The 22,326-nt window shown below is 72.1% G+C and carries 24 protein-coding genes and 1 tRNA gene; 14 read left to right on the top strand and 11 right to left on the bottom strand.

All coding sequences use genetic code 11. The annotated features are described in order from the left end of the window. Positions 1-29: 29 nt before the first annotated feature. Positions 30-1,817 (bottom strand): ABC transporter ATP-binding protein, encoded by a 1,788-nt coding sequence (locus HDG69_RS13400; RefSeq protein ID WP_171784317.1) that lies wholly within the window; start codon positions 1,815-1,817, stop codon positions 30-32. Positions 1,818-2,150: 333 nt separating this feature from the next. Between HDG69_RS13400 and HDG69_RS13405 the strand changes: the two genes are divergently transcribed. Continuing rightward, positions 2,151-2,873 (top strand): ANTAR domain-containing protein, encoded by a 723-nt coding sequence (locus HDG69_RS13405; RefSeq protein ID WP_171784318.1) that lies wholly within the window; start codon positions 2,151-2,153, stop codon positions 2,871-2,873. Between the two features lie 27 nt (positions 2,874-2,900). Here HDG69_RS13405 and HDG69_RS13410 read toward each other — a convergent pair whose 3' ends face one another. After that, positions 2,901-3,668, bottom strand: a complete 768-nt coding sequence (locus tag HDG69_RS13410) for a PAS and ANTAR domain-containing protein (RefSeq protein WP_171784319.1) — start codon at positions 3,666-3,668, stop codon at positions 2,901-2,903. Between the two features lie 182 nt (positions 3,669-3,850). On the opposite strand from HDG69_RS13410, the gene HDG69_RS13415 reads away from it, so the two are divergent. Both HDG69_RS13415 and HDG69_RS19625 read left to right on the top strand, forming a co-directional pair. Then, on the top strand, positions 3,851-4,531 hold the full coding sequence (locus HDG69_RS13415) for a PAS and ANTAR domain-containing protein (protein WP_171784320.1): 681 nt from the start codon (positions 3,851-3,853) through the stop codon (positions 4,529-4,531). A gap of 189 nt (positions 4,532-4,720) precedes the next feature. Next, positions 4,721-5,116 (top strand): NAD(P)-dependent oxidoreductase, encoded by a 396-nt coding sequence (locus HDG69_RS19625; RefSeq protein ID WP_343036445.1) that lies wholly within the window; start codon positions 4,721-4,723, stop codon positions 5,114-5,116. A gap of 30 nt (positions 5,117-5,146) precedes the next feature. On the opposite strand, the gene HDG69_RS13425 is transcribed toward HDG69_RS19625, so the two are convergent. Beyond that, positions 5,147-5,752, bottom strand: coding sequence for a DUF998 domain-containing protein (locus HDG69_RS13425; protein ID WP_171784322.1), 606 nt, complete (start codon positions 5,750-5,752; stop codon positions 5,147-5,149). Between the two features lie 119 nt (positions 5,753-5,871). Between HDG69_RS13425 and HDG69_RS13430 the strand changes: the two genes are divergently transcribed. Next, positions 5,872-6,300: a ScoMcrA-related endonuclease gene (locus HDG69_RS13430; protein ID WP_171784323.1), complete on the top strand. Its 429-nt coding sequence runs from the start codon at positions 5,872-5,874 to the stop codon at positions 6,298-6,300. Between the two features lie 29 nt (positions 6,301-6,329). On the opposite strand, the gene HDG69_RS13435 is transcribed toward HDG69_RS13430, so the two are convergent. Next, the gene (locus HDG69_RS13435; RefSeq protein WP_171784324.1) at positions 6,330-6,698 is read right to left on the bottom strand and encodes a DUF2200 domain-containing protein; all 369 of its coding nucleotides are present in this window, start codon (positions 6,696-6,698) and stop codon (positions 6,330-6,332) included. A gap of 89 nt (positions 6,699-6,787) precedes the next feature. Continuing rightward, positions 6,788-7,504 carry a lipase family protein gene (locus HDG69_RS13440; protein ID WP_171784325.1) on the bottom strand — a complete coding sequence of 239 codons (717 nt, stop codon included), beginning with the start codon at positions 7,502-7,504 and terminating at the stop codon, positions 6,788-6,790. A gap of 187 nt (positions 7,505-7,691) precedes the next feature. Between HDG69_RS13440 and HDG69_RS13445 the strand changes: the two genes are divergently transcribed. The 5 genes from HDG69_RS13445 to HDG69_RS13465 are packed head-to-tail and all read left to right on the top strand — an operon-like array spanning position 7,692 to position 14,259. Further along, the gene (locus HDG69_RS13445; protein ID WP_171784326.1) at positions 7,692-9,023 is read left to right on the top strand and encodes an alpha/beta hydrolase; all 1,332 of its coding nucleotides are present in this window, start codon (positions 7,692-7,694) and stop codon (positions 9,021-9,023) included. A 10-nt stretch (positions 9,024-9,033) separates the two neighbouring features. Further along, positions 9,034-10,470 (top strand): hypothetical protein, encoded by a 1,437-nt coding sequence (locus HDG69_RS13450; RefSeq protein WP_171784327.1) that lies wholly within the window; start codon positions 9,034-9,036, stop codon positions 10,468-10,470. Then, positions 10,467-11,852 carry a CHAT domain-containing protein gene (locus HDG69_RS13455; protein WP_171784328.1) on the top strand — a complete coding sequence of 462 codons (1,386 nt, stop codon included), beginning with the start codon at positions 10,467-10,469 and terminating at the stop codon, positions 11,850-11,852. Before HDG69_RS13450 ends, HDG69_RS13455 begins: the two co-directional genes overlap by 4 nt. Next, complete coding sequence (locus tag HDG69_RS13460; protein ID WP_171784329.1) at positions 11,849-13,291, top strand: hypothetical protein; 1,443 nt, start codon at positions 11,849-11,851, stop codon at positions 13,289-13,291. Before HDG69_RS13455 ends, HDG69_RS13460 begins: the two co-directional genes overlap by 4 nt. Next, entirely contained in the window at positions 13,288-14,259 is a 972-nt protein-coding gene (locus HDG69_RS13465; protein ID WP_171784330.1) for a peptidoglycan-binding protein, read from the top strand. The genes HDG69_RS13460 and HDG69_RS13465 overlap by 4 nt, the downstream gene beginning before the upstream one ends. A gap of 21 nt (positions 14,260-14,280) precedes the next feature. Here the strand turns inward: HDG69_RS13465 and HDG69_RS13470 are convergent, their stop codons facing one another. The 3 genes from HDG69_RS13470 to HDG69_RS13480 all read right to left on the bottom strand — a co-directional run bounded on the left by HDG69_RS13470 (position 14,281) and on the right by HDG69_RS13480 (position 17,146). Then, complete coding sequence (locus HDG69_RS13470; protein ID WP_171784331.1) at positions 14,281-15,357, bottom strand: Gfo/Idh/MocA family protein; 1,077 nt, start codon at positions 15,355-15,357, stop codon at positions 14,281-14,283. Continuing rightward, entirely contained in the window at positions 15,342-16,028 is a 687-nt protein-coding gene (locus HDG69_RS13475; protein WP_171784332.1) for a ThuA domain-containing protein, read from the bottom strand. Before HDG69_RS13475 ends, HDG69_RS13470 begins: the two co-directional genes overlap by 16 nt. Before the next feature lie 101 nt (positions 16,029-16,129). Beyond that, a complete protein-coding gene (locus HDG69_RS13480) occupies positions 16,130-17,146 on the bottom strand; it encodes a substrate-binding domain-containing protein (protein WP_171784333.1) in 1,017 nt (338 codons plus the stop codon). 59 nt (positions 17,147-17,205) lie between these two features. Here HDG69_RS13480 and HDG69_RS13485 point away from each other — a divergent pair, with 59 nt between their 5' ends. From HDG69_RS13485 to HDG69_RS13495, 3 genes are all read left to right on the top strand, one after another. Further along, positions 17,206-18,027: a hypothetical protein gene (locus HDG69_RS13485; RefSeq protein ID WP_171784334.1), complete on the top strand. Its 822-nt coding sequence runs from the start codon at positions 17,206-17,208 to the stop codon at positions 18,025-18,027. Between the two features lie 123 nt (positions 18,028-18,150). Next, positions 18,151-18,444, top strand: a complete 294-nt coding sequence (locus HDG69_RS13490; RefSeq protein WP_171784335.1) for a phage holin family protein — start codon at positions 18,151-18,153, stop codon at positions 18,442-18,444. After that, on the top strand, positions 18,441-18,722 hold the full coding sequence (locus HDG69_RS13495) for a hypothetical protein (RefSeq protein WP_171784336.1): 282 nt from the start codon (positions 18,441-18,443) through the stop codon (positions 18,720-18,722). Before HDG69_RS13490 ends, HDG69_RS13495 begins: the two co-directional genes overlap by 4 nt. A 78-nt stretch (positions 18,723-18,800) precedes the next feature. Here HDG69_RS13495 and HDG69_RS13500 read toward each other — a convergent pair. The 3 genes from HDG69_RS13500 to HDG69_RS13510 all read right to left on the bottom strand — a co-directional run bounded on the left by HDG69_RS13500 (position 18,801) and on the right by HDG69_RS13510 (position 20,366). Beyond that, positions 18,801-18,874, bottom strand: a tRNA-Pro gene (locus tag HDG69_RS13500). A gap of 14 nt (positions 18,875-18,888) precedes the next feature. Beyond that, complete coding sequence (locus tag HDG69_RS13505; protein ID WP_171784337.1) at positions 18,889-19,188, bottom strand: hypothetical protein; 300 nt, start codon at positions 19,186-19,188, stop codon at positions 18,889-18,891. A gap of 164 nt (positions 19,189-19,352) precedes the next feature. After that, entirely contained in the window at positions 19,353-20,366 is a 1,014-nt protein-coding gene (locus tag HDG69_RS13510) for a LacI family DNA-binding transcriptional regulator (protein ID WP_171784338.1), read from the bottom strand. A 167-nt stretch (positions 20,367-20,533) separates the two neighbouring features. Here HDG69_RS13510 and HDG69_RS13515 point away from each other — a divergent pair, with 167 nt between their 5' ends. Further along, complete coding sequence (locus HDG69_RS13515) at positions 20,534-21,433, top strand: carbohydrate ABC transporter permease (protein ID WP_171784339.1); 900 nt, start codon at positions 20,534-20,536, stop codon at positions 21,431-21,433. Beyond that, a complete protein-coding gene (locus HDG69_RS13520; RefSeq protein ID WP_171784340.1) occupies positions 21,430-22,323 on the top strand; it encodes a carbohydrate ABC transporter permease in 894 nt (297 codons plus the stop codon). Before HDG69_RS13515 ends, HDG69_RS13520 begins: the two co-directional genes overlap by 4 nt. The last annotated feature ends 3 nt before the right edge of the window (positions 22,324-22,326 follow it).

Genomic DNA, 22,326 nt, shown 5'->3' on the forward strand with positions numbered 1-22,326 from the left:
ACCGGCACGGCGGGGCGAGAGCGCTGCACCTAGGGGTTCAGGTCACCCTCCTGGGCCGCGTGCAGCGTCGCGTACCGGCCGTCGCGGGCAAGCAGCTCGACGTGGCTCCCGACCTCGACGACGCGGCCGTGATCGAGCACCACGATGCGGTCGGCCTGCCGGATCGTGGACAGCCGGTGCGCGACCACCAGCGTGGTGCGCCCCTGCATCAGTCGGTTCAGCGCGTCGCGCACGGTCGCCTCCGCCTCGGGATCCAGTGCGCTCGTGGCCTCGTCCAGGAAGAGCATCCGCGGGTCGCGCACCAGCGCCCTCGCGATCGCGAGGCGCTGACGCTGGCCGCCCGAGAGCCGGGCGCCGCGCTGACCGACCACCGTGTGCCAGCCGTCGGGCAGCGCGTCGACGAAGTCGGAGGCGTTGGCGTCGCGCAGCGCGGCCGCGACCCGCTCGTCGGACAGGTCCTCCAGGCCGTACGCGACGTTGTCCCGGATGGTGCCCTCGAACAGCACCGACTCCTGCGGCACCACGGACACCGCCTGGCGCACGGTGCGCAGGTCGAGCTCGGCCATGTCCTGACCGTCGAGCAGGATCCGGCCCGCGGTCGGCCGGACGAACCCCAGCACGAGGTTCAGCAGCGTGGACTTGCCCGAGCCGGAGGACCCGACGAAGGCGACCGTCTCCCCCGGCCGCACCTCCAGGTCGACCTCGTGCAGGGCGTCGGACTCCGCGTCGGGGTAGCGGTGCGAGACACGCTCGAGGCGCAGGCGGCCCTCGACCGTGTCGGCCGGGCGCTTGCCGGCGTTGTCCTCGAGGTCGGGCTCGGCCAGCACCTCGGCGATCGAGCGCATCGACTCCACACCTCGGGCAGTGACCGGCACGAGGTTGAGCACGCTCGTCAGGCCCTGGGTCAGCAGCCCGAAGTAGGTCGAGAGCAGCACCACCTCGCCGGGGGTGATCGCCACCAGCCCCGTGAGCGAGACGACGGCGGCCAGCACCAGGCAGCACACGCCCAGGAACTGCATCGCCACCCACGAGACCGACGCCACCCGCCCGTTGAGCATGTCGAGCGAGAACGCGGCCCGGCGCACGTCGTCGGCGCCGGAAGCCACCCGGGTGGTCGCGGTGCGCTCCAGGCCGTGCGCCCGGGTCACCGGGATGAGCGAGGCCATCTCCCCCACCTGCGTGGCGAAGCTCTCCATCTCCCGGCGGAAGAGCTCGTTGCGGGTCCGCGAGCGCCGGGCCATCGCGCGGCGGATCAGCAGCGCCGTCGGGATGGCCAGCGCGTACACGGGCAGGAACTCCGGCACCTTGATCGCCGTCATCGTCACCGCGCCGACCAGCACCATCAGCGCGGACAGCAGCGGATGGGTCACCTGCTGGAGCATCATCTCGACGTTCTCCACGTCGCGGACGACCTTGGACTGCACCAGGGCTGCGCTCGAGCGGGCGTAGTAGCCGATCGAGAGCCCTTGGAGATGCTCGACGAGCGCGTTGCGCAGCCGGGCACCCGTGCCACGCACGACGGTCATGAAGTTCCGCGTGTAGACGATGTGGTGCGGGTAGTTCTGGGCGAGGAGCACCGCCGCGAGGGCGAACCACAGCAGCACCGAGGTGACGCTGCCGCCCTCGGCCACGATGTCGATCACGGCGCCGGTGATGACCGGCAGGAACCACAGCGGGACCTCCTTGACGGTGAAGGCGTACAGCGCCACGGCCAGGCGGCGGGGCCGGGTACGAAGCAGCCGCAGGATGGAGCGGACCGGATGGGCGCCGTCGACCCGGTCCAGGTCCGACGGGTGGGTAAGGGCTTTCCTGCGCATGCCGACGATCGTATCGATTCGTGGCGGCCGGCGTCGCCCTCCCGCTCGCCCGGTTCGACCCAGGACGGCGGAGCGTCGTGGTGGGACTCGGCAGCAGCGACGCCGGTTCGCCGACATGCGCACGCTCATGATCGCCCAGCCCGAGTCGCTGCACGACGACGAGCTCGCTGGTGGGGTGACGGTCGAGCAGACATGGCCGACGCTACGACACGCTGCACGAGGCGCAGCGCGGCTGACCCGGAGGGCCCGGCCCCGGCGACGACGAGGTCGAACGTGCGTTTCTGACCCGCAGTCTGTACTTTCTTCCCTGGTGAGTCAGGAAGCGGCTCCTTGGTGAGACGCAGACTGGAGCACGTCGTGTCTTTCGACGACCCTGCCGCCCGTGGCCTACGACCGACCGGGCAGTACCGGCTCGACCTCTCGACCCACGAGTGGTGGTGGTCCGACGGCATCTACGCCCTGCACGGGTTCGCCCCGGGCGAGGTGGTGCCGACGACGGATCTCGTCCTAGCGCACCATCACCCCCAGGACCGCGACCGGCTCGCCGACTTCCTGGCCACGGCCCGCCCTGCGCAGGAGCCCTTCGGCGCCCTGCACCGGGTCGTCGACGCCGGTGGCCACGAGAGGTCGGTCGTGGTCGTCGGGCGCGTCGACCTGGTCGGCTCCGACCCTCAGGACGGAGCGACCCTGCACGGCTACGCCACCGACGTGAGCGACCCGGTCCGACGCCGGGCGAGCAGCGTCGCGACCCGCCAGATCGAGGCGTCCTCGCGCACCCGTGGCACCATCGAACGGGCCAAGGGCGCTCTCGCTGCGGTCTACCGGATCGCTCCCGAGGCGGCGTTCGACCTGATGCGCACCAGCTCGAACCGCCGCAACACCCCGCTCCGCGAGATCGCAGCGACCGTCGTCGATCTCACGGCGGAGCAGCACGCCGAGCGGCGGGCACGCCTCGACGCCCTGCTCGAGCACCGACCGGCGAGCACGGACGGTCGACCCGCCGGTGGGAGGAGTGCTCGAGAACCGCGGCAGGAACCGCGCCCTGCGGCGAGGTGAGCCCCGACGGCCCGAGACCGCCGTGCGTCAGTTCGACCGGCGGCGCGCGAGCTGGGCGTCCCGCATGTGCGGGCGCCGGTCGGGCACGACGGCGCCGAAGACCTCCTCGACCTGCTCTGCGGCATGCTCACCCAGGCCTGGTGCCGAGGCCAGGGCCGCCATCACCTGGGCAGCCGTCTGCCGCAGCCCGGCGCCGGTCTCGCCGGACCGCTGGACGAGGAGGGACTCGGCGGCGTCCTCGTCGATGCCGTGCACCGCCATCAGCACACCCTTGGCACGCTCGATCGAGGCCGCCGAGACGTAGGCGGCGTCGATGGCCCGCTTCACCTGCTGCTCGACCGCCTGACGGCGCACGGGGGTCACGTCGACGACGTAGCCGACGATCTGGTCGACGCCCGTGGTGCGGCCCCGCCGTGCCTGACCGGTGATCAGCAGGTCTCGGTTGCGCCCGTGGGCGTCCACGATGCGGTGCGAGCAGGCGAACGTCCGGCCGCTGCGCAGGGCGGCGAGAGACTCCTTGACGAGCCGCTCCCTGTCGTCGGCGTGCTGGTGGCGGCGCAGCACCTCGAGGCTGGGCTCGACCTCACCGGGGGCATACCCGTGGATGGTCGAGACCTCGTCGGACCACCACCAGCGGCCGCTCTGCAGGTCTGCCGAGTACCGCCCCACGAGCAGGCCGGTACCGACCGCGAGCGCCGCAGCCAGCTCCTCGGCGCCGAGAGACCTCGGCTCCTGCGGCTCCGCCGCGACGAAGGGCTCGGTGGGAGTCGACAGGGGTTCAGTCGTCTGAGTCATGGCTCGGGCTCCATCCTACGTAGTCCGAAGCCGCTGCTTGACCTCTTTCGTCACGTTAGCCCCTTTGCGGGAGAAGTGCGACCGCGCCGGACCCCTCGCCGAGCTGTTGTCGCGCGACCGGCCGCGGCGTAGCGTCGAGGCCACGCGCACGCGGCGCTGCCGTCCCTGTTCCTGGAGGCATGATGACGACGGTCCCCCCGGACGAAGCTCTCGAGAAGTTCCTGTCCCGCGGGGACGACGCCATGGTCGGCGAGTACCACGTGGACATCACCACCGGCCGGTGGTCGTGGTCGGACGCCATGTTCCGGATCCACGGGTTCGAGCCCGGTGAGGTCGTGCCCACCGCCGAGCTCCTGCTCGCGCACAGCCATCCCGAGGACCGGGAGCACACGCAGGACGTGCTCGACGAGGCGCTGTGCAGCGACCAGCCCTTCGCGATGATCCACCGGATCGTCGACGCCCACGGCACGGGGCACGTCGTCGCCACCCTCGGCAAGGGCCGGTGTGACGACCAGGACCGGGTCACCGAGCTCACGGGATACATGCTCGACCTGTCCCACAGCGTGCGGGACCTCGCCTCGCAGGAGGCCGACGCCTCGATCCAGGCCGCGGCCCGCAGCCGCCGTGACATCGAGCAGGCCAAGGGCGTGCTCATCATGGTCCTCGGGGTGGACGACGACGGCGCCTTCCAGATCCTCAAGCGCCTGTCGAACGACACCAACACGCCACTGAGGCAGCTCGCCGCATGGCTGATGACGATCGCACGCGAGGCGGACAAGCCGTCGCGGGACACCCTGCTCGAGTTCCTGACACGGTTGCGGGCCGGCGAGTCCGTCGACCCTCGAGGCGAGGGCCTCGCGTGACGACGCACCCTGCGGGAGCCAGGCTCGGCGACGTCCTGACGGCCTCGTCGTGGCTCGCCCGCCGCCGCGACCCTCAGCGCCTCGGTGCTCGACATCTCGGACCGGCCGTCGCCTGTCGGGCATGAGCGCCACCCCCTCGACCGGCACCCCGGCACCGCCCGCCGTCAGCGGCGCCCCGGACCTCCCGGCGTGGGTCACCACCGCCGTGCACGACGCCGGCGCCCGGTTCGTGCCGCTCGGCCCCGAGACCGAGGGCTGTCGTGGTTCGGACCGCTCGGGGCGGACGGCCTCGGCGAGGCGCTGGCGGCCGGGCTGCCGTTGGACGACGCCGACGTCGTCGTCCTGGCCGCGGCCCTGACGGACCGGACCCTCGCCCTGATCGGCGCACCGGGGCTGGCGGCGATGAAGCCTGGTGCCACGCTCGTCAACGTCGCCCGTGGTGCGCTCGTCGACACCGACGCGCTGGTCGCCTCCCTCACGTCGGGCCGGCTCGGGGCCACGGCCCTCGACGTCACCGACAACCAGCGGCGGTCCGTCGCGGGCCACACCCTGGTCGGCCTGGTGGACCCCGGGACCGGCTACTGAGGTCACGCGAGCCGCAGCGGAGCCGTGACCTCAGATCTCTCTGTACTTGCCGGGCGCATCCGGTGCGGCCAGCCGCACGGCCTCGATGCCGTACCAGGCGTAGCCGACGGCGAAGAGCAGCCGTTGCGCCGCACCCTCGAGCGCCGGCATGGTCAGCGCGACCGCGGTGAGCAGGACGGCTGCACCGACGGCGACGACGTCCGCGACGCGGATCGGCCCCGGACGGGGCCCGCGGCGGATCGCCACGGCGAGCACCCCGACGACGAACGCGGCGACCACGGTGGTCGCGGCCACGGTGTGCAGGGAGTCCTCGACCGGGTCCCAGCGGCTGCTGTACCAGGGGCGGTGCGAGACCACGGCCAGGCAGATCATGCCGAGGCCGTAGACGCCGTGCGCGCCACGGCCCCACGCACCCCAGGCCTGCGCCGACCGCGCCGCCTCGAGCAGGACGGCGAGCCCCACCAGGACGAACCCCGACCGGGCGACCCACGCTCCGGGCACCCCCTGGCCCGCGGCGTGCGCGACCGAGTGCCGGACCACGTCGTAGGAGTCCTGGACGACCAGCGGCGCGAAGGCGACGAGCGTGGCGCTGGCCGCGAGCAACCCGAGGACGACGGCGGCCGAGACGCGGTTCACGGCGGCACCGTCCCGCTGCCGTCGCCACCGACTCTCGGCAGGCCGGCGCCGCTGTGGTGGTGACCACGATGTCGCGCGGAACGTCCCGACCGTCCAGGCCGGTGACCTACGCTCGACACATGGCCACCTTCTCCTCGGTCACGCGCCCGCACGTCCTCTCGGCGCTCGCCGAGCACGACGACCGCGGACCCGTGGCGTTCCTCAAGCTCTACGGCTTCACCCCGACCCCCGGGGTCACCCTCACCTACAGCGGCACCACGTACGACGCGACGGCCATCCTCGCCGTCGCGCACCGGTACGCCACCGGCCGCGCCGCGCTGCCCGAGGAGATGGCCGACGGGAAGGTCGCCGTCGGGGCGCTGCTGCGCAAGCGCGGCTTCGAGATCATCGGAGGTTTCGACACGACTGCCCCGTCGCGACGCGCCCCGCAGCGGGCGGCAGCGGCCCCGAGGACGCGCCGGGCGCAGGAACCGGAGAAGCCGACTCCGGTGTGCCCGACGTGCTTCATGGCGCTGCCGGCCACGGGGACCTGCGACAGCTGCGGCTAGCGCTCGGCGCACCATCGATCAACCATCGGTCAGGAGGCGCGGGCGGCCGGCTCGCGCAGGATCGACGTCATCTTCTTGCCGCCCGCCACCTCGTCGACCAGCTTGTCCAGGTAGCGGATCTTCTGCATCAGCGGGTCCGAGATCTCCTCGACCCGGTGGCCGCAGACGACGCCGGTGATCAGCGACGCGTTCGGGTGCATCCGTGGCGCCCTGGCGAAGAAGATCTCCATGTCGATCTCCTCGTCCAGCGCCTGTCGCAGGCCTGCGTCGTCATGGCCGGTGAGCCACCGGACGACCTGGTCCACCTCCGCCCGGGTGTGGCCCTTGCGCTCCACCTTGGCGACGTAGAGCTCGTAGATGCTCGCGAAGCTCGTGGTGAAGATGCGGTGTCCCGCCATGACCTACCTCCTGGGGCGTCGTCGTGTCTCCCTGCACCTGCCGACATCGTCACACGACGGCGCCCACGCGATCGCCCTCGACCGGGGCGTCAGCGGGCAGGCCCCGGGTCGGGCCGCGCCACGGCGAACCGTTCCAGCTCCCGGACCAGCAGCGGCAGGAGCTCGGGGTCGGCCAGCGCCCGGAAGTGCCCGGGGGTGGCGAGCCGGACGTTGGTCGCGCCGGGCAGCCGACTGCCCGTGGGGACGTGCGGGTCGAAGAACGTGGCCGCGGACACGATGCGCGCGTTGTCGGCGCGCTGCGCGTCGAGCGCGGTGATCACCTCGTCGTGGGGCAGGAAGTCCCGGACGCTGCGCAACGGCAGGCACCTGGCGTACGGCGACCCGGCGAACGGCGTGTTCACGGCCACCATCCCCGAGATGCGGTGGCCGACGTCCGCGCGGCCCATCAGGCTCTTGCCGATCAGCCCGCCCTTGCTGTGGGCGACCACCACCGCGGCGGTGAGGTCCTCCTCGACCAGTGCGGCGGCCACCAGGTCGGTCATGTCCGGGATGCTGCCCCGGTTCAGTCCCAGCGGCGCCACGACGTGGACGGCGTAGCCACGACCGTGCAGTGCGCGCGCCAACGGCTCCAGGAATCTCCAGCTCTCGTAGACGCCGGGCACGAGCAGCACCGGTGGCTGCCTCGCGGCGGGCAGGCGGGAGTAGGTCTCGGGTCTCGTGCGGGACATCAGTCCCGCGAGCTGCCGCCGGACGGCGTAGGCGTAGTCCGCCGCCCACCATCCGGCGCCCCGCAGGAGGCGGCTCACGGCGTCCGGGCTCGGGGGTCGCTGACACCTTGTCGCACGGCCACGAGGTTACGCCACCAGCGCAGACGCGCCCGTCGTATCAGATCCGCACCGCGCGCCCTCCGAACAGATAGACGGGCTACCGAGCTCGGACGCCGGCCGGACACCGGCACACGTGCACCGCCGACCACGGAGAACCGAGGGTGCCATGTCCACGAACATCCCCTGGAGCGTCCGGGACACCCGGACGGGACCGGTCCCGCTCTTCATCCTGCAGTTCGACCGGCACGGCACCCTGACCTCACCTCGATCGCTCACGGCCCTGGTCGAGGCGGCGCGTGACGCGACGGACGTCGTGATGATCTCCCACGGCTGGAACAACGACTGGCAGGCGGCCACATCACGCTACGGCAGGTTCTTCGACCATCTCGAGCAGGTGGCGTCGTCGCGTCCGGGCCGTCGGCCCTACCGACCCGTGTACGCCGGTGTGTTCTGGCCGAGCGCTGCCCTGGTCATGCCCTCCGAGCGCGGGCCGGACATCGCCGGGCCCGGTGCGGGGCTCGACCAGCAGCTGTCCGCGGAGCTGGCGGTGCTGGAGGAAGACCTCGGCTCGGAGCACGCCGGACGGCTGCAGAGCATCCTGACCGACCAGGACGCGGGGCGGCAGGGACTCGCCCGGCTGGCCGACCTCCTCGCGGCCCTGCCGGCGGCGGGCGAGGACGAGACGCACACCCTGGTCCCGGCGGAGGACGGTGCGGCCCTGGCCGCGGTGTGGCAGGACACGCTCTCGCGGCTCGGCTCCCGGCCGACGCGGCCCGGGGGGATCATCGCCGACGACCGACCTGCGACCCCGCAGATGGCGGGTCTCGACCCGTGGGGGATGCTCCGGGGTGCGGTGCGCCTGGCGACGGTCCGCCAGATGAAGGACCGGGCCGGTCGCGTCGGAGGCTCCGGCGTCGCCGCCGCGCTGCGCACGATCGCCGCCCGGACGCCTGCGAGGCTGCACCTGGTCGGGCACTCCTACGGGGCACGGGTCGTCCTGTCCGCACTGTGCCACGGTCCCGCCCCGAGCCGGCCCGTGGACTCGGTCCTGCTCCTGCAGGCAGCGGTCTCCGCGTACGCCTTCGCCGAGGACGTCGGAGGTCGCCCCGGCGGCTACCGCGTCGCGTTCGACCGCGTGCGCAGCCCGATCGTCACGACGCGGTCGGCGAACGACCTGCCGCTCACCAGGGTGTTCCACCTCGCCCTGCGACGGCGGGTCGACCTCGGTGAGGCCGAGATCGCGGGCGGGCCGACCTCACGCTTCGCGGCGCTCGGTGGCTACGGTCCCCAGGGGGCCGACGCCGAGACCCTCTCGCTCGCTCGCATGCCGGACGTCGGCGACCCCTACCCCCTCGACCAGCATGCCTCCGGTGCGCCCCCGAGGCTCGTGGCGGTCGACGGCACCTGGTGCATCCCCAGCCACGGGGGTGTCGAGACCGCCCCCACCGCGTGGGCGCTGGCGAGTCTTGTGCGTGCCGCAGGGCGAGCCCCCGGTTGAGACCCCGACGATGGCCAAGAACCTGCGCACCGAGATCGCGCTTCCCACGCTGCGGATCAGCGTGGACCTCGCGAGGGCCGACGCCGTCTTCGCGACGGCGCACGACCGTGCACGCCCGCAGGAGGTGGCACGGTGCCCGCTGCGGGACCTGGGGCTGCCGAGCTCGGTCGACGGTCCGGTGGCCGACGCCGCACTCACCGTCCCGGCGGAGGTCGTCGCGCGCCTGGATCGCGCCGCCCGCGAGCTCGGCACCTCTCCCCTCCCCCCGGCCCAGGCACTGTGGCTGGAGTTCCCGGCGCCGCGCGGCCTGGTCCACGTCCTGCCCTGGGAGCGGCTCCTCGCGTCGCTGGAGCGGCCGCTGTTCCGTCTGCCCTACCACCCGGTGCGGCCCCAGAAGCCCGGCCCCCGGCTCGACGTCGCGATCTGCGCCAGCTCACCGTTCCGCACCACCGCCTTCGACCCCGCCGAGGTGCTCGCCCACCTCAGTGCGCAGTACCTGCGCCACGCAGGTCGAGACGTCACCGTGCACCTGTTCACGGACGCCGCCCACCACGCCGCGACCCGGGCCGCGGTGGAGTCGATGCTGTCCTACGACCACACCCTCGGGGCGTTCGAGCCGCCGATCGTGCACGAGCCGCCGGGGCGGCCCCGCCACCCGTCGTCCTCCCACGGGTCGCACGCGATCACCAACCCGTGGCTGACCTGGCTCAGCGACGGGGTGGACGGCGGCAGGCTCGACGTCGTCCACCTGGTCGCGCACGGATCGATGTCGTCGGGCCGCGGCTCGGTGGCACTCGCCACGACGCCCCGGACCGAGCCCGGGACGACCCCCGCGAGGTTCGTCGAGGCTGTCGAGCTCGTCGAGCTGCTCACCCGTGTGGGGGCTCTCGGGCTGGCCCTGTCCTCGCCGCCGGGCAACCGCAGCGCGGCCGGCCTGCGCGAGCTCGCCGACGACGTCGCCCGCGTCCGACCGGGTGTCGCCGCCGTGCACGACCTGGCCGACGACCCCGAGGCTCGCCAGCTCGGCGCCGCCCTGCGCATGGTGTTCGCACCCTCGCAGGACCAGCACCCGCCGCTGCCGGCGATGGCTGCCTGGGTGCATCCGCTGTTCGTGGGGCGCGGGGGCCTCGAGGCCTACGCGGACGACGTCGCCGGTCCCCTGCGCGAGCTCACCTCGACGCTCCTGCTCGACGAGGACGGACGGTCGTCCTTCCTGCAGCCCGCGACGCGCCGGTCCGCCGCAGAGGTCGACTCCGAGTCGTGGGTGGCGTCCGCGTCGCGCAGCATCGAGCAGCTCCAGATGGCGTGGCTGCCGCCCTCGCTCGACCTGCCCGTCGACCGCGCCGCGGTCGAGGCCCTGGACCGCGTGGCGGGCCTTCTCGAACAGCACGCACACCTCGCCTATCCCGACGACCCGGGCGGCGCGGCAGGGGGAGGTCCCCGATGAGCCGCGTGGTCTTCCAGCTCTCGGCCCTGGGTGACCAGGAGCGACGGTCCACGCGACCCATCGTGCGGCTCGTCGAACCGGTCGACGACGACGCGGTCGACGAGGAGTTCGACTGCCCCGCCGTCACCGCCCGGGGCGCAGACGTCAACACGCAGGCGGGCGACCGGCTGTACCAGGCGCTCGCCACGCACCGCTCGCTGCTGGACCACCTGGGGGCGGCACGGGTCAGCACCGACGAGAGGTTCGCGGTGTGCGCCGAGATCCTGCCGCGCAGCGGTGCGGACACCCTGCCCTGGGAGACCCTCAGGTTCCCCGGGGACGGGCCGTACCTCGCCCTGGAGCCCAAGTACGCCCTCGCCCGGGTGGTCCGCGCGACGGCGCCTCCGCACCCCCTCTACCAGCTCGTCCCGCCCCTGCGGGTCGTCGCGCTGCTGTCGTGCCTGGGACTGACCGCCGCCGGTGAGCTCGCCCGGCTCCGTGCCGTCGTGCAGGAGTCCGACGGGATGTTCGAGCTGCTCGTGGTCCTCGGCGAGGCCGACCTCGCGGCGGCCCTGCAGGACGACATCGACGCCGGACGGGCCCCGGGAGTGGCCGGCGTCCACCTGGTACCCCCGGACCACCACGACCTCGTCGAGCTCGTCAACGCGTTCCGGCCGCACGTGCTGCACCTGTTCTGCCACGGCTCGGCCGACTCCGCCCCGCACGTGCGGCTCGCGCTGAAGCAGGACTGGTCCGCCGCCGAACCGGGCATCGGACTCGCTCTGCAGAGGGAGCAGTTCGCGAAGTTCCGCTGGGACGCCGACGGCGGCCCGTGGCTCGTCGTGCTGAACTGCTGCGAGGGTGCCGCCCCGTCACGCGAGGGTCTGACGTCCCTGGCACGCGACCTGGTCAGCTCCGGGGTGGCGCCGGCCGTGATCGGGATGCGCGAGCCGATCACCGGTGCCGTCGCGCACGCGGTGACCCAGGGCCTGTACGGCGCCCTGCGCCAGGAGCTGTCCTCGAGGACCGCTCGAGCCACCTCGACCTCCACCCCCCTGGACTGGGCGGCTCTCGCCGTCGCGGCACGGCACCGGCTCGTCTCCGAGTTCAACGTCGCCCGCGGCTCGACGCTGACCACGACGCAGGCCCAGGACCAGAGCCGCGAGTGGACGCTGCCGGCCCTCTACGTGCGCTGGGAGGAGTTCCAGCTCCAGGTGACCACGGGGACCTCCGAGCCGGGGGCCGAGCGTGCGTGGCGGCTGGAGGTCGCCGCGCTGCAGAGCGTGCTGACCTCGTTGCCGCCCGGGCAGGGTACGGCGTTCCGGGCTGCGGCCGTCGAGCGGGTCGCGGAGCTCGCCGAGCTGCTCGGGGTCACCCCCGAAGAGCTCGCGGAGGAACCATGAGGCGCGGCCCGGCGGTCGACCCGGCCTTCCCTGTCATGACCGACGCGTGGTCCGGGACGGAGCCGGTCACCGGCACCTTCGCACCGGACCTGTCGGCCTGGCTCGCCGGTGAGTTCAGCACGGCCGAACGGACGGCACGCCCAGCGCCCGCCGACCCCTGGGACTGGAGGCACCCGGACGTCGGCTGGGGCCTTGTCGCCCGCCAGCCCGAGGGGGCGGGCCGCGACGAGCTCGTGGCGATGGCCGACCTCCCTGAGGACATCCGGCGCCTGGTGACGGCGCGCGGCGGCAGGGTGTTCCGGTACCAGCCCGGACGCACGTACTCGCAGTGGACGCTCGTCGACCACGAGGGCGACGCCCAGCCGTTCCTGCCGGCCGTCCCGGCCGGGACGGGGGCCGGCTCGCTCCCCGCGTTCCTGCTCGTCTACGGCAACCCGGCGCAGGTGCCCTGGAGCGTGCAGCTCATGCTCAACCCCGTGCGCCACGTCGGCCGGCTCGACCTCGAGGGCGTGGCGTTGACCCGCTACGTCGACGCCCTGCTCGGCGAGTGGAGCGAGTCAGCCGCCCGGTGGTCGGCCCCGGTCGTGTGGGCGGTGGACCACCGGGCGGGCGAGATCACGACGCTCATGCGCGACGTCGTCGCCGCACCTCTGCACGGCGACATGCAGCAGGACGACGAGCTACGGCCCACCTTCGTCGACGGCCGGTCCACCGACGCGACGGTGGCTTCTCTCACGGACGCCCTGGCCACCGGCCGGCCCGCCGTCGTCGTCACCAGCAGCCATGGCCAGACCGGCCCGCTCGACGACCTCGCGGCCATGCGCGCCGACCTCGGCAAGCTCGTCGACCACGACCACGCGCTGCTCGACCCGCAGGAGCTGTTGCGGTCCTGGCAGCCCGACGGGGCGATCTGGTTCGCGCAGGCCTGCTGCTCCGCCGGGGCGGACGGCCGGTCGGCCTACGAAGGACTCTTCGACGGCGACCTGGCAGCGACGCTCGACGGCGTCGCACGCCTCGGCCCCGTCACCTCGCCGCTGCCGCGTGCGCTGCTCGGTGCCGACAAGCCCCTGCGGGCCTTCGTCGGACACGTCGAGCCGACGTTCAACTGGACGCTCGAGTTCCCACCGAACGCCCAGGAGCTCACCTCCCAGCTCCGCACGGCGCTCTACGAACGACTCTTCCTGGGCCTGCCCGTGGGGTACGCCATGGAGCCCTTCTACCGGCCTGTCGGCGGGCTTCTCCAGGGGTACCACGCCGCGCGACGGGAGTACCAGAGCACCTTCGGTGCGGCTGCCGCACCCAGCCTCGACATGATGGTGTACAGCCGGGTCACCGCGCTCGACCGTGCGAGCACGGTCATCCTGGGCGACCCCACCGTGGCGATCCCGGTGCCGCCCCCGCAGCGGCTCCCGTCGGCGCGGGCTGGTGAGCAGCGATGAGCAGGATGAGGTTCGCCGGGAAGAGCTACAGCAACGGCAGCGTGCCCTCCGCCGTGCTGGCCGAGGTCCTTCCCTCCGGACGTCACGGCGTCAGCAGGACGTCGCGGGCCTATCTGCGCCGGGACGCAGCAGCGTCCTGGAACCGCGCCGTCGCCGAGGTCCGGTCCGGTACCGGCCTCGACCTGACCGTTCGCGGGTGGAACCGCTCGCTCGCGGAGCAGCGACGGTTCTTCCTCGAACGCTACCGGCCGGGAGCGCACAGCCCTTTCGGTGACTACCGGCGGTACGGAGGATCCACCTACGGCCGGGTGCGCGGTGCGGCGGCAGCCGTCCCGGGCTACTCGAACCACGGCTGGGCCCTCGCGGTCGACGTCAACGACTTCGGCGGTGTCGGCGAGTTCGGAAACGCCCGCCGCGTCCGGGCCTTCCCGATCCTTCAGCGGCACGGATGGACGGACACGGAGGGCCGTCGCGTCAGGGAACCGTGGCACCTGGTCTACAGCCCGACCTCCGATGTCGGGGCTCGCCGACGTGCGCCGACCGCCCGCAGGACGCGGGCACCCCGACGGCCGCCGACGATCCGCCCGGGCTGCCCCCGGTCCTCCTGGACACGGTTGTGGAAGGAGTTCCTCACGGCGGAGGGTGACTTCGGTGGCCGCCCCGGACCGGTCTTCGGCGAGGCGCTCGCCGACGCCACCCGGCGGTGGCAACGGCGGGCCGGCCTGCACGACGACGCCGTGGTCGGCCCGCGCACCTGGTACCGGGCGGTCCAGGGGGCGCGGTACCAGGGCACGGGTGCCCGCGTGAAGATCGCTCAACGGATCGCCGGCCTGCGCGGACAGGACGTGGACGGCCGGGCGGGGCCCGTCTTCCTGAGGCGCTGGAAGCAGATCCAGCGCTGGCTGGGCGTGGTCCCGGACGCGAGCATCGGGCACAGGACGGTCGCCGCCCTCGTCCTGAAGGGCTGAGCCAGGGAGTCGCGTTGCGGCTCAGCCGGTCAGCGGGACCAGGGGTGGCACGACGCAGGTGCTGCTCACCGGGACGCGCCGCTGCTCGTCCGCGGCGCGGATCACGGACTCCATGACGTCCAGCACGTGCAGCGCCACCTCGGCCGAGGCCCGGCCGGTACGCCGGTCGGCGCTCCGGGAGACGTCCACGAGACCGAACCCACGGGCGGCACCCCGGTACCCGGCACCGTCCGGCAGCCTCGCCCAGTCTCCGCTCGTCCCTCGAACCTCAGCGGCACCGTCGAACGTGTTCGGGTCCGGCACCACCATGGATCCCTCGTCGCCGTGCACCTCGATCGGCATGGCCCGGGTAGCCGGTGCGTCGAAGCTCATGACCAGGGTGGAGACGGCGCCTGAAGCGTGCTCGGCGAGGGCGGTGACGTGCGTCGCCACCGCGACCGGGACCTGCTCGCCGGCGCGCGGGCCGCTGGCGATGGTCCGAACCTCCCGCGGCCGGCGCGCCACGGCCTGCACGGACTCGACCGGCCCGAGCAGGTGCACGAGCGCGGTGAGGTAGTACGGACCCATGTCGAAGAGCGGGCCACCACCGGGGGCGTAGTAGAAGTCGGGCTGCGGGTGCCAGAGCTCGTGGCCGGCGCACGCCATGGTCGCCGTCGCCGAGACGGGTCGGCCGATCGCACCCGCCTCGACAGCGGCACGCGCCGTCTGGATCCCCGTGCCCAGGACGGTGTCCGGCGCGCTGCCGACGGCCAGTCCGGCCTCGGCGGCTGCCTCGAGGACCTGGCGCGCCTCAGCCGTCGTGGCGCACAGCGGCTTCTCGTTGTAGACGGAGAAGCCGTTCTCGAGCGCCGTCAGGGCGACCTCGGCGTGGGCGCCGGGCGTCGTGAGGTCGAGGACCCACTCGATCTCGTCGTCGGCCCACAGGTCGTCCAGGCTCGCCGCACGCACCCCGTGGGTCTCGGCGGCACGCCGCGCACGGGCCGGGTCCGCGTCGGCGACCGCCACGACCTCGAGGTCGGGGACCCGCCCGGCCGTCTCGAGATACGTGGAGCTGATGACGCCGCAGCCCACGACGCCGATCCTCAACGGGTCGCCCATGCCATGCCCCTCTCGATGATCGTCCGCACGGACGGGTGGGAGACCGTCTCGACGTCGTGCCCGGGCGTGACCACGCAGACGCGCCCCTGGCCCCACGTGCGCGTCCAGACCGCGGGGCGGACCAGGGGGCGTGACCACGGCTCCCAGGAGGGCGCGGGCACGGTGGTGGTGGCGAGCACGTCGCACAGGTCGTCGGTCAGGACCCAGTACTGCTCGGTCGTCAGCTCGAAGGAGTCGAGGCCGGCGACGACGGGGTGGTCCGCCGCGCCGGGCAGGATGTCGATCGTGTGCGGGACGTAGTTGTCGGCCGCCTCACCGACCCGCTCGTCCGGGTGCTTGCCGGGGTGCGCGGCGAACTGCCCACCGACGAGCTGGAGGTACTCCGCGTTGCTGCGGAACGAGTCGGCGATCCCTCCGTGCCAGCCGACCAGACCGGTGCCGGCGGCGACGGCCCGGCGAAGGCCTGCGACGGCGTCGCCGGAGATCTCCCCCATCGTGAAGCACTGCACCACGAGGTCGACGTCGGACATCCGGTCCTGGGCGTACACCTCCGGCGTGTCCTCCACCCGGACGGTGTGGCCCGCGGCCTCCAGGCCGGGGATGAACAGGTCCGTGGTGGCGACGGGCGCATGGCCGTCCCATCCGCCACGGACGACGAGCACCTGTCCCACGTGCGCCTCCTTGAGCGAGTCGTGATGCCGAGAGATCGATCTCTCGGCGGTCAGGCTAGCCTTCCGCGCCGTCGGGCAGCAACCCGCCACCCGCCGTGCGTTCAGACCGACCGTCGCCGCGTGACCGACGTCGGGAGGAACTCTTGCCGTGGTGGAGAGCCCGGCGCGCCGAGCATCTCCAGCACGAGCCCGGCGGCGCGCTCCCCCATCTCTCGCAGCGGCTGGCGCACGGTGGTCAGCGGCGGAGAGGCCGACTCGGCCACCACCGTGTCGTCGAAACCGACCACGGAGACGTCGTGCGCCACCCGCAGCCCGGTGTCGTGCAGCACCCGCATCGCACCGAGGGCCATGAGGTCGGAGCCCGCGAAGAGCCCGTCGAGGTCCGGTCGCCGGGCCATGACGTCCCTCGCCGCCACGGATCCTGACTCCAACGAGAAGTCACCACCCACCACGAGTGCCGGCCGGATCTCTCGGTCCTCCAGCTCGTCCTGGAAGCCCCGGAGGCGGTCGTCGGACGGTGCGTAGCCGGCCGGCCCCGTGATCGTCGCCAGCCGGCGTCGCCCGGCCTCGAGCAGGACGCGGGCAGCCTGCCGACCACCGCCGTAGTTGTCGCAGTCGACGACGCTGAGCCCGGCGTCCATCGCCGTCGTCGGCCGTCCCACGAAGACCATCGGCAGATCGAGCTCGGCCAGCTCGCGGAACAGGGGGAGGGACTCGCGCTGCAGGACGACGACGGCGGCGTCGACGTGGCCGGCGCTCAGGTAGCGCACCAGCGGCTGCCGGTCACGCTCGTCGTCCAGGAGGAGCACGGGCTGCAGCGAGCGCCCGAAGAGCACCGACGACGCTCCGCGCAAGGGGGCGCCCACGAAGGGCCCGCTGCCTCCGTCCAGCTCGCTGCTCGGGGCCACGAGCGCGACCGAGCCTGTCGACCCGCTCCGCAGCGCGCGCGCCGCCGTGTTCGTCCGGTAGCCCAGCGCCTCCGCCGACTCCAGCACCCGCCGAGCGAGGTCAGGGCGGACGGTCTCGGCACCGGCGAGCACGCGCGACGCCGTCGCGCGGGAGACATCGGCGGCACGGGCGACGTCCAGGAGCGTGGGGCGGAGGCGCTGCGTCGTCACCCGAGCATCGTCCCACCACCGCGCGGTTCATCCCGCCGCGGTAGGGCAGGATATGCCCCGTGCACCTTCATCACGACGAGAACGCGGCGAGCCAGGCCGCCGCGGCTCCCACCGGGGACCGCGCGACGCGCAAGGTGCGCGCGGTCGCGGCACAGCACCGCGCGGCGCTCGGCAACCTGCGCCATGTCGAGGCGGCCACGCCGAACGCGCCCGCCTGGGCCACGACGGCGGCCCTCGTGCTGCTCTTCAGCGTCGGACCGCTGCTCGGCAACGCCTCGGTGGCCGAGGCTCTGTGGCTCCTGCCGGTGTGGGTGGCCATCGCAGGCCTGGTGCTGTGGTTCCTCGGCTCGGAGAAGCTGCTCGTCCTCGACCGGGGCGTCGTCGTCGGCTCCTTCGCACCGTTCCTGCGCCCGTTCGTCGTGCCGTTCTCCTGCGTCGAGGCCACCAGTGTCCGCGCCGTCGTCGGCAGCACCCGCGCGATCGGGGCGCTCCTGGCGGACCGTGGTGTCTCCCGGTCGAGCCGCACCGTGCTGTGGTCGCGGCGGGCGGTGACGTTCGTCGGTCCGTCGACGGTCGCCGCCCGACGCTTCGCCGAAGCCCCCCTCGACGCCCCGACATCACAGGACGTCGGCGCCGACCTGTGGGTGTTCTCCGCACGCTCCGCCCGCCGTCAGGAGACCGTCGTCCGCGCCCTGGCCGCCGCGCTGGACGATGCGCACGTGGCCGACGTCGAGCAGGTCCTGGCGCACGCGCTGCCCGCCCGGCGCCTGACCGCCACGCCCGCGGGCGCCGATCATCTGCGCCTCCCCGAGCGCTGGCGATCGGCCGCGGCCCGGCACACCAGGACCGGACCGCACGCGACCGACGGCCGCCCCCGGTAGCCCGGCGACTCCGCGCCGTCCACCATCGACCCAGGAGTGATCGTGAAGCCCGCACGTGCCGATGCCCGTGGCCGCCGTCCACGACGGAGCCGCCGCGCCGTCCACCCCGCTGGGCAGGACGCGATGGACCCACCGACGCCGCTGTCCCACGAGGAACGTCGCTACCAGGAGCTCTTGCGCACCGCCCCGGCCAAGACGCGGTGGGTGCTCCTGATGGCGGTGCTCTGCCTCGGGTTCTCGATCGTCACGCTCGCGGCCCTTCTCGGCGGCTACTACGACGGCCAGGTCAACCACGCCCGCTGGTACGGGGTGGTGCTGCTTCTCGTGGCCGGTGCGTACTTCCTGTGGGGATGGAGCAAGATGCGCCACGGTCCTGTCCCGCCCGCACGCACCGACCCGTTGGGCAGGGAACGGTGAACCCACCGACGCCGCCGTCCGACGAGGAACGTCGCTACCAGGAGCTCTTGCGCACCGCCCCGGCCAAGACGCGGTGGGTGCTCCTGATGGCGGTGATCTGCCTCGCGTCCTCGGTCGGGCTGCTCGCGGCCTTGCTCGGCGGCTACTACGACGGCCAGGTCAACCACGCCCGCTGGTTCGGGGTCGTGCTGAACCTCGCTGCCGGCGTGTTCTTCCTCTGGGGATGGAGCAAGATGCGCCACGGACCCGTCCCGCCCGGAGGCCGTCCTCGACGGTAGACGAACGGCCCGCATCGAAGGGTGTTCGATGCGGGCCGTTCGGCCTGCTGACCTGGGCTTCGAGCCCTGGTCACACTGTCGGGCTGACAGGATTTGAACCTGCGACCCCTTGACCCCCAGTCAAGTGCGCTACCAAGCTGCGCCACAGCCCGTCCGGCCCGCTCCCTCACGCCGAGGCGTCAGGATCCAGACCGGTCCGGCCCCGGAGGGCCGACCGAAATACTACCCCAGACCGGGCGGCCTTCGTCCACCCGGTCCGACGGGTGTGGCGGGGGTCACCGAGACCGATGGCCAGCCGGTCGGAGGCGAGCCCGCCGTCGGTCCCGGTCGCGAGCGGCGAGGCGCCCGTGCCCTCGGTGAAGCGCCTGGGCAGGAGGTCGATGACCGACTTCTGCCGCAGGTCTGAGCCATGCGGCCCGGGAGTACCGGACGTCGTCGCGCAGCGCACCTGCTCGACCTCACTCATGCGGGCGCCGGCAGGCATAGCCCACCCGGGCAGGCATCCCACCCTCAGGTGGCGCGGATGCGCGCGGAGTCGTTGACAACCTCGACCGGCCACCCTTACTTTACCGATACACAGCGCCGGGCTGTGGAGCGACTCAAGGATGAGCGACTGTGACCGATCGAGAGCTAGGCGTGGTCAACCCGACGCGTCGACTCCCTCACGACGAGGCGAGCGGTCGTCACCACCTCGACGGCGTCCTCACCGGACACCGCGTCCTCGATCCGACCCAGCAGCCGCTCCATGATGTGCGCCGCCATCGACTCGTTGCCCGGATCGATGGTGGTCAGGCGAGGCACCAGGTACTCGCCCTCGACGTCGTTGTCGAAGCCCACCACCTGCACCTCGTCCGGGACGCGTCGGCCCAGGTCGGCGAGCGCCCGGAGCACTCCCATGGCCGCGGCGTCCGTGAGGACCAGGACACCGTCGAACGGCACACCTTGGCCGTGCAGCCGCATCACGGCCTCATACCCGTCGGCCGTGGTGAACGGGGCGGCGTCGATCACGAGTCGGTCGTCGACGGCGAGACCAGCGCGAGCATGCGCCTGGTGGTAGCCGCGGGTACGCAGCGTGGCCATGCTGTCGACACCGCGGTCCGGGCGACCGCCGACCAGCGCGATCCTGCGTGCCCCGCCCTGGATCAGGTGGGTGACCGCCAGCTCCGCACCGCCGACGTTGTCCATCATGACGTGGTCGAACGGCCCCGCCAGCCGCCGCTCTCCCAGCAGGACCACCGGGACGCCGATGCCGGCGGCCAGCACGTCGGACGTATCGAGCTGCACCGGGCTGAAGACGATGCCGTCGTAGGGTCGCACGCGATCGGACGCGATCGCCAACAGCTCACCCTCGCGGCTGGCACCCGTGCGCTCGACGATCACGTGGTACCCCCGAGCCCTGGCCATCGTGTCGAGCCGCACCGCCAGGTGCGAGTAGTACGGGCCGTCGAGATGTGGGACCAGCAGACCGATCGCTCCGCTGCGTCCGGCCCGGAAGTGCCGGGCGGCTGCGTTGAGGCGGTAGTCGAGCCGCTGCACCGCGGCCATCACCCGGGAGCGGGTCTCCTCGCTGGCGCCAGGGCGTCCGTTGATGACGTTCGAGACCGTCATCTTGGACACTCCGGCCTCGCGGGCCACATCGCTCATCGTCACCACGTCGACCATGATGCCCGCTCCGTCATCCGAACGTGCGGACGGGTGACCACAGCCCGCGTCGAGAGATCGGACCGACTCATCGGCCGGCATCACGGTCGTCAGCGGCAGCGGGTCCGTCCACGTACCGAGCACCTCCCCTCACGAAGGATCAGCATCGTATGAAGAAGGTTCTCTACTCCCAGCGTCTCGCGCCCTACTTCTTCATCCTCCCGTTCGTCCTGACCTTGCTCGTCTTCTGGCTCGTTCCGGTCGGCCGATCAGTGGTCATGAGCTTTCAGGAGGTGCTGTACGGCCAGACGACCTTCATCGGGACCGCCAACTATGAGCGGCTGGGGCGTGACCCGATCTTCTGGAAAGCGGTGTACAACAGCATGCGCTACATGCTGCTCACGCTGCTCCTCCTGATCCCCATCCCGATGGTGCTCGCGGCGATCGTCAACTCCAAATTGGGCAGCAGCCGCCTGAAGAACATCTTCAAGGCGTCCCTGTTCGTCCCGGCGCTGACCTCGGTCGTCGTCGCCGGCATCGTGTTCCGGCTCATGTTCTCCGAGACGCCCTCCGGACTGATGAACGAGGTCGTCGGATTCTTCGGGTTCGGACCCGTGCGGTGGCTGCGCGAAGACCTCACCGGCCTGGTGGCACTCCTCGCCCTCGCTGTCTGGCGGTGGGCCGGCGTCAACATGATGTACTTCCTCGCCGGGATGCAGGCCATCCCCCACGACTACTACGAGGCGGCATCGCTCGACGGCGCGAGCAAGGTCCAGCAGTTCTTCCACGTCACCCTGCCCAACCTCAAGCCGACCATGGTGTACGTCACGACGATCAGCGTGTACGGCGGCCTGGCCATGTTCCTCGAGAGCTTCATGCTGTACGCCGGCAACAACTCGCCCAACAACCAGGGCCTGACGATCGTCGGCTACCTGTATCGCAAGGGCATCCAGGAGAACGACCTCGGGTTCGCCTCCGCCGTCGGTGTGGTGCTCCTCGTGCTGATCCTGGCCATCAACCTCACGCAGCTGACCGCGACGGGAACCTTCAAGAAGGAGTCGGTGCGATGACACTCCGGACGACCACACCACCCGACGCGACGCAGGGCCGACGCACGGAAGAACCCCGCCTGACCCATCGGCGCGCCTCCCTGATCCAGGCTGCCTTCCTCGTGCTGATCGCGGCCGTCGCACTGATTCCCCTCCTGGCGATATTCCTGGGCACGTTCCAGGACGGCAACGTGATCATCCGCAACGGGATCTCGTTCTCGGTCGACTTCTCGGAGCTGAGCCTCGACAACTACGTGATGCTGTTCACGGACTCAGGGCTGTACTTCCGGTGGTTCTGGAACAGCCTGATCATCACCATCGTCCAGGTGGTCGGCACCCTGCTCGTGAGCTCTTTCGTCGCCTACGGGTTCGCGATGTACGAGTTCAAGGGGAAGAGGCTCGGCTTCATCCTGGTGCTCATCCTCATGACGGTGCCGTTCGAGATGCTGATGCTGCCGCTCTACGTCCAGGTCAACAACTTCGGTGCGGCGGACCAGTACTGGATCGTGGTGCTGCCGTTCCTGGCCCAGGCCGTGACGATCTTCTTCTTCCGGCAGTACTTCCTCGGCGTGCCGAAGGAAGTCCTCGAGGCAGGTCGTGTGGACGGTGTCACCGAGTTCGGCATCTTCTTCCGACTCGTGGTGCCGATCGCCAAACCTGCGTTCGCCGCCATGGCGATCCTCAACGGCATGATCACCTGGAACAACTTCCTGTGGCCGCTGCTGGTGCTGCGCTCACCCGAGAAGTTCGTCCTGCCGATCGGTCTCAACACCCTCCTGACGCCGCACGGCAACAACTACGAGCTGCTGATCATCGGCGCGTTCTTCTCGCTGATCCCCATCCTGATCCTCTTCCTGGCGTTCCAGCGGTTCTTCATCGACGGCATGACCGCCGGCGCCGTGAAGGGCTGACAC

Source organism: Isoptericola halotolerans (assembly GCF_013149785.1).
In the GTDB taxonomy this organism is placed as follows: Bacteria; Actinomycetota; Actinomycetes; order Actinomycetales; family Cellulomonadaceae; genus Isoptericola; species Isoptericola halotolerans.

Excerpts from the sequence above, each read along its gene's own strand:
- HDG69_RS13400 (WP_171784317.1), bottom strand. The coding sequence starts at position 1,817 with ATGCGCAGGAAAGCCCTTACCCACCCGTCGGACCTGGACCGGGTCGAC.
- HDG69_RS13410 (WP_171784319.1), bottom strand. The coding sequence starts at position 3,668 with ATGACTCAGACGACTGAACCCCTGTCGACTCCCACCGAGCCCTTCGTC.
- HDG69_RS13415 (WP_171784320.1), top strand. The coding sequence starts at position 3,851 with ATGACGACGGTCCCCCCGGACGAAGCTCTCGAGAAGTTCCTGTCCCGC.
- HDG69_RS13430 (WP_171784323.1), top strand. The coding sequence starts at position 5,872 with ATGGCCACCTTCTCCTCGGTCACGCGCCCGCACGTCCTCTCGGCGCTC.
- HDG69_RS13435 (WP_171784324.1), bottom strand. The coding sequence starts at position 6,698 with ATGGCGGGACACCGCATCTTCACCACGAGCTTCGCGAGCATCTACGAG.
- HDG69_RS13445 (WP_171784326.1), top strand. The coding sequence starts at position 7,692 with ATGTCCACGAACATCCCCTGGAGCGTCCGGGACACCCGGACGGGACCG.
- HDG69_RS13450 (WP_171784327.1), top strand. The coding sequence starts at position 9,034 with ATGGCCAAGAACCTGCGCACCGAGATCGCGCTTCCCACGCTGCGGATC.
- HDG69_RS13455 (WP_171784328.1), top strand. The coding sequence starts at position 10,467 with ATGAGCCGCGTGGTCTTCCAGCTCTCGGCCCTGGGTGACCAGGAGCGA.
- HDG69_RS13460 (WP_171784329.1), top strand. The coding sequence starts at position 11,849 with ATGAGGCGCGGCCCGGCGGTCGACCCGGCCTTCCCTGTCATGACCGAC.
- HDG69_RS13465 (WP_171784330.1), top strand. The coding sequence starts at position 13,288 with ATGAGCAGGATGAGGTTCGCCGGGAAGAGCTACAGCAACGGCAGCGTG.
- HDG69_RS13470 (WP_171784331.1), bottom strand. The coding sequence starts at position 15,357 with ATGGGCGACCCGTTGAGGATCGGCGTCGTGGGCTGCGGCGTCATCAGC.
- HDG69_RS13490 (WP_171784335.1), top strand. The coding sequence starts at position 18,151 with ATGGACCCACCGACGCCGCTGTCCCACGAGGAACGTCGCTACCAGGAG.
- HDG69_RS13505 (WP_171784337.1), bottom strand. The coding sequence starts at position 19,188 with ATGAGTGAGGTCGAGCAGGTGCGCTGCGCGACGACGTCCGGTACTCCC.
- HDG69_RS13510 (WP_171784338.1), bottom strand. The coding sequence starts at position 20,366 with ATGAGCGATGTGGCCCGCGAGGCCGGAGTGTCCAAGATGACGGTCTCG.
- HDG69_RS13515 (WP_171784339.1), top strand. The coding sequence starts at position 20,534 with ATGAAGAAGGTTCTCTACTCCCAGCGTCTCGCGCCCTACTTCTTCATC.
- HDG69_RS13520 (WP_171784340.1), top strand. The coding sequence starts at position 21,430 with ATGACACTCCGGACGACCACACCACCCGACGCGACGCAGGGCCGACGC.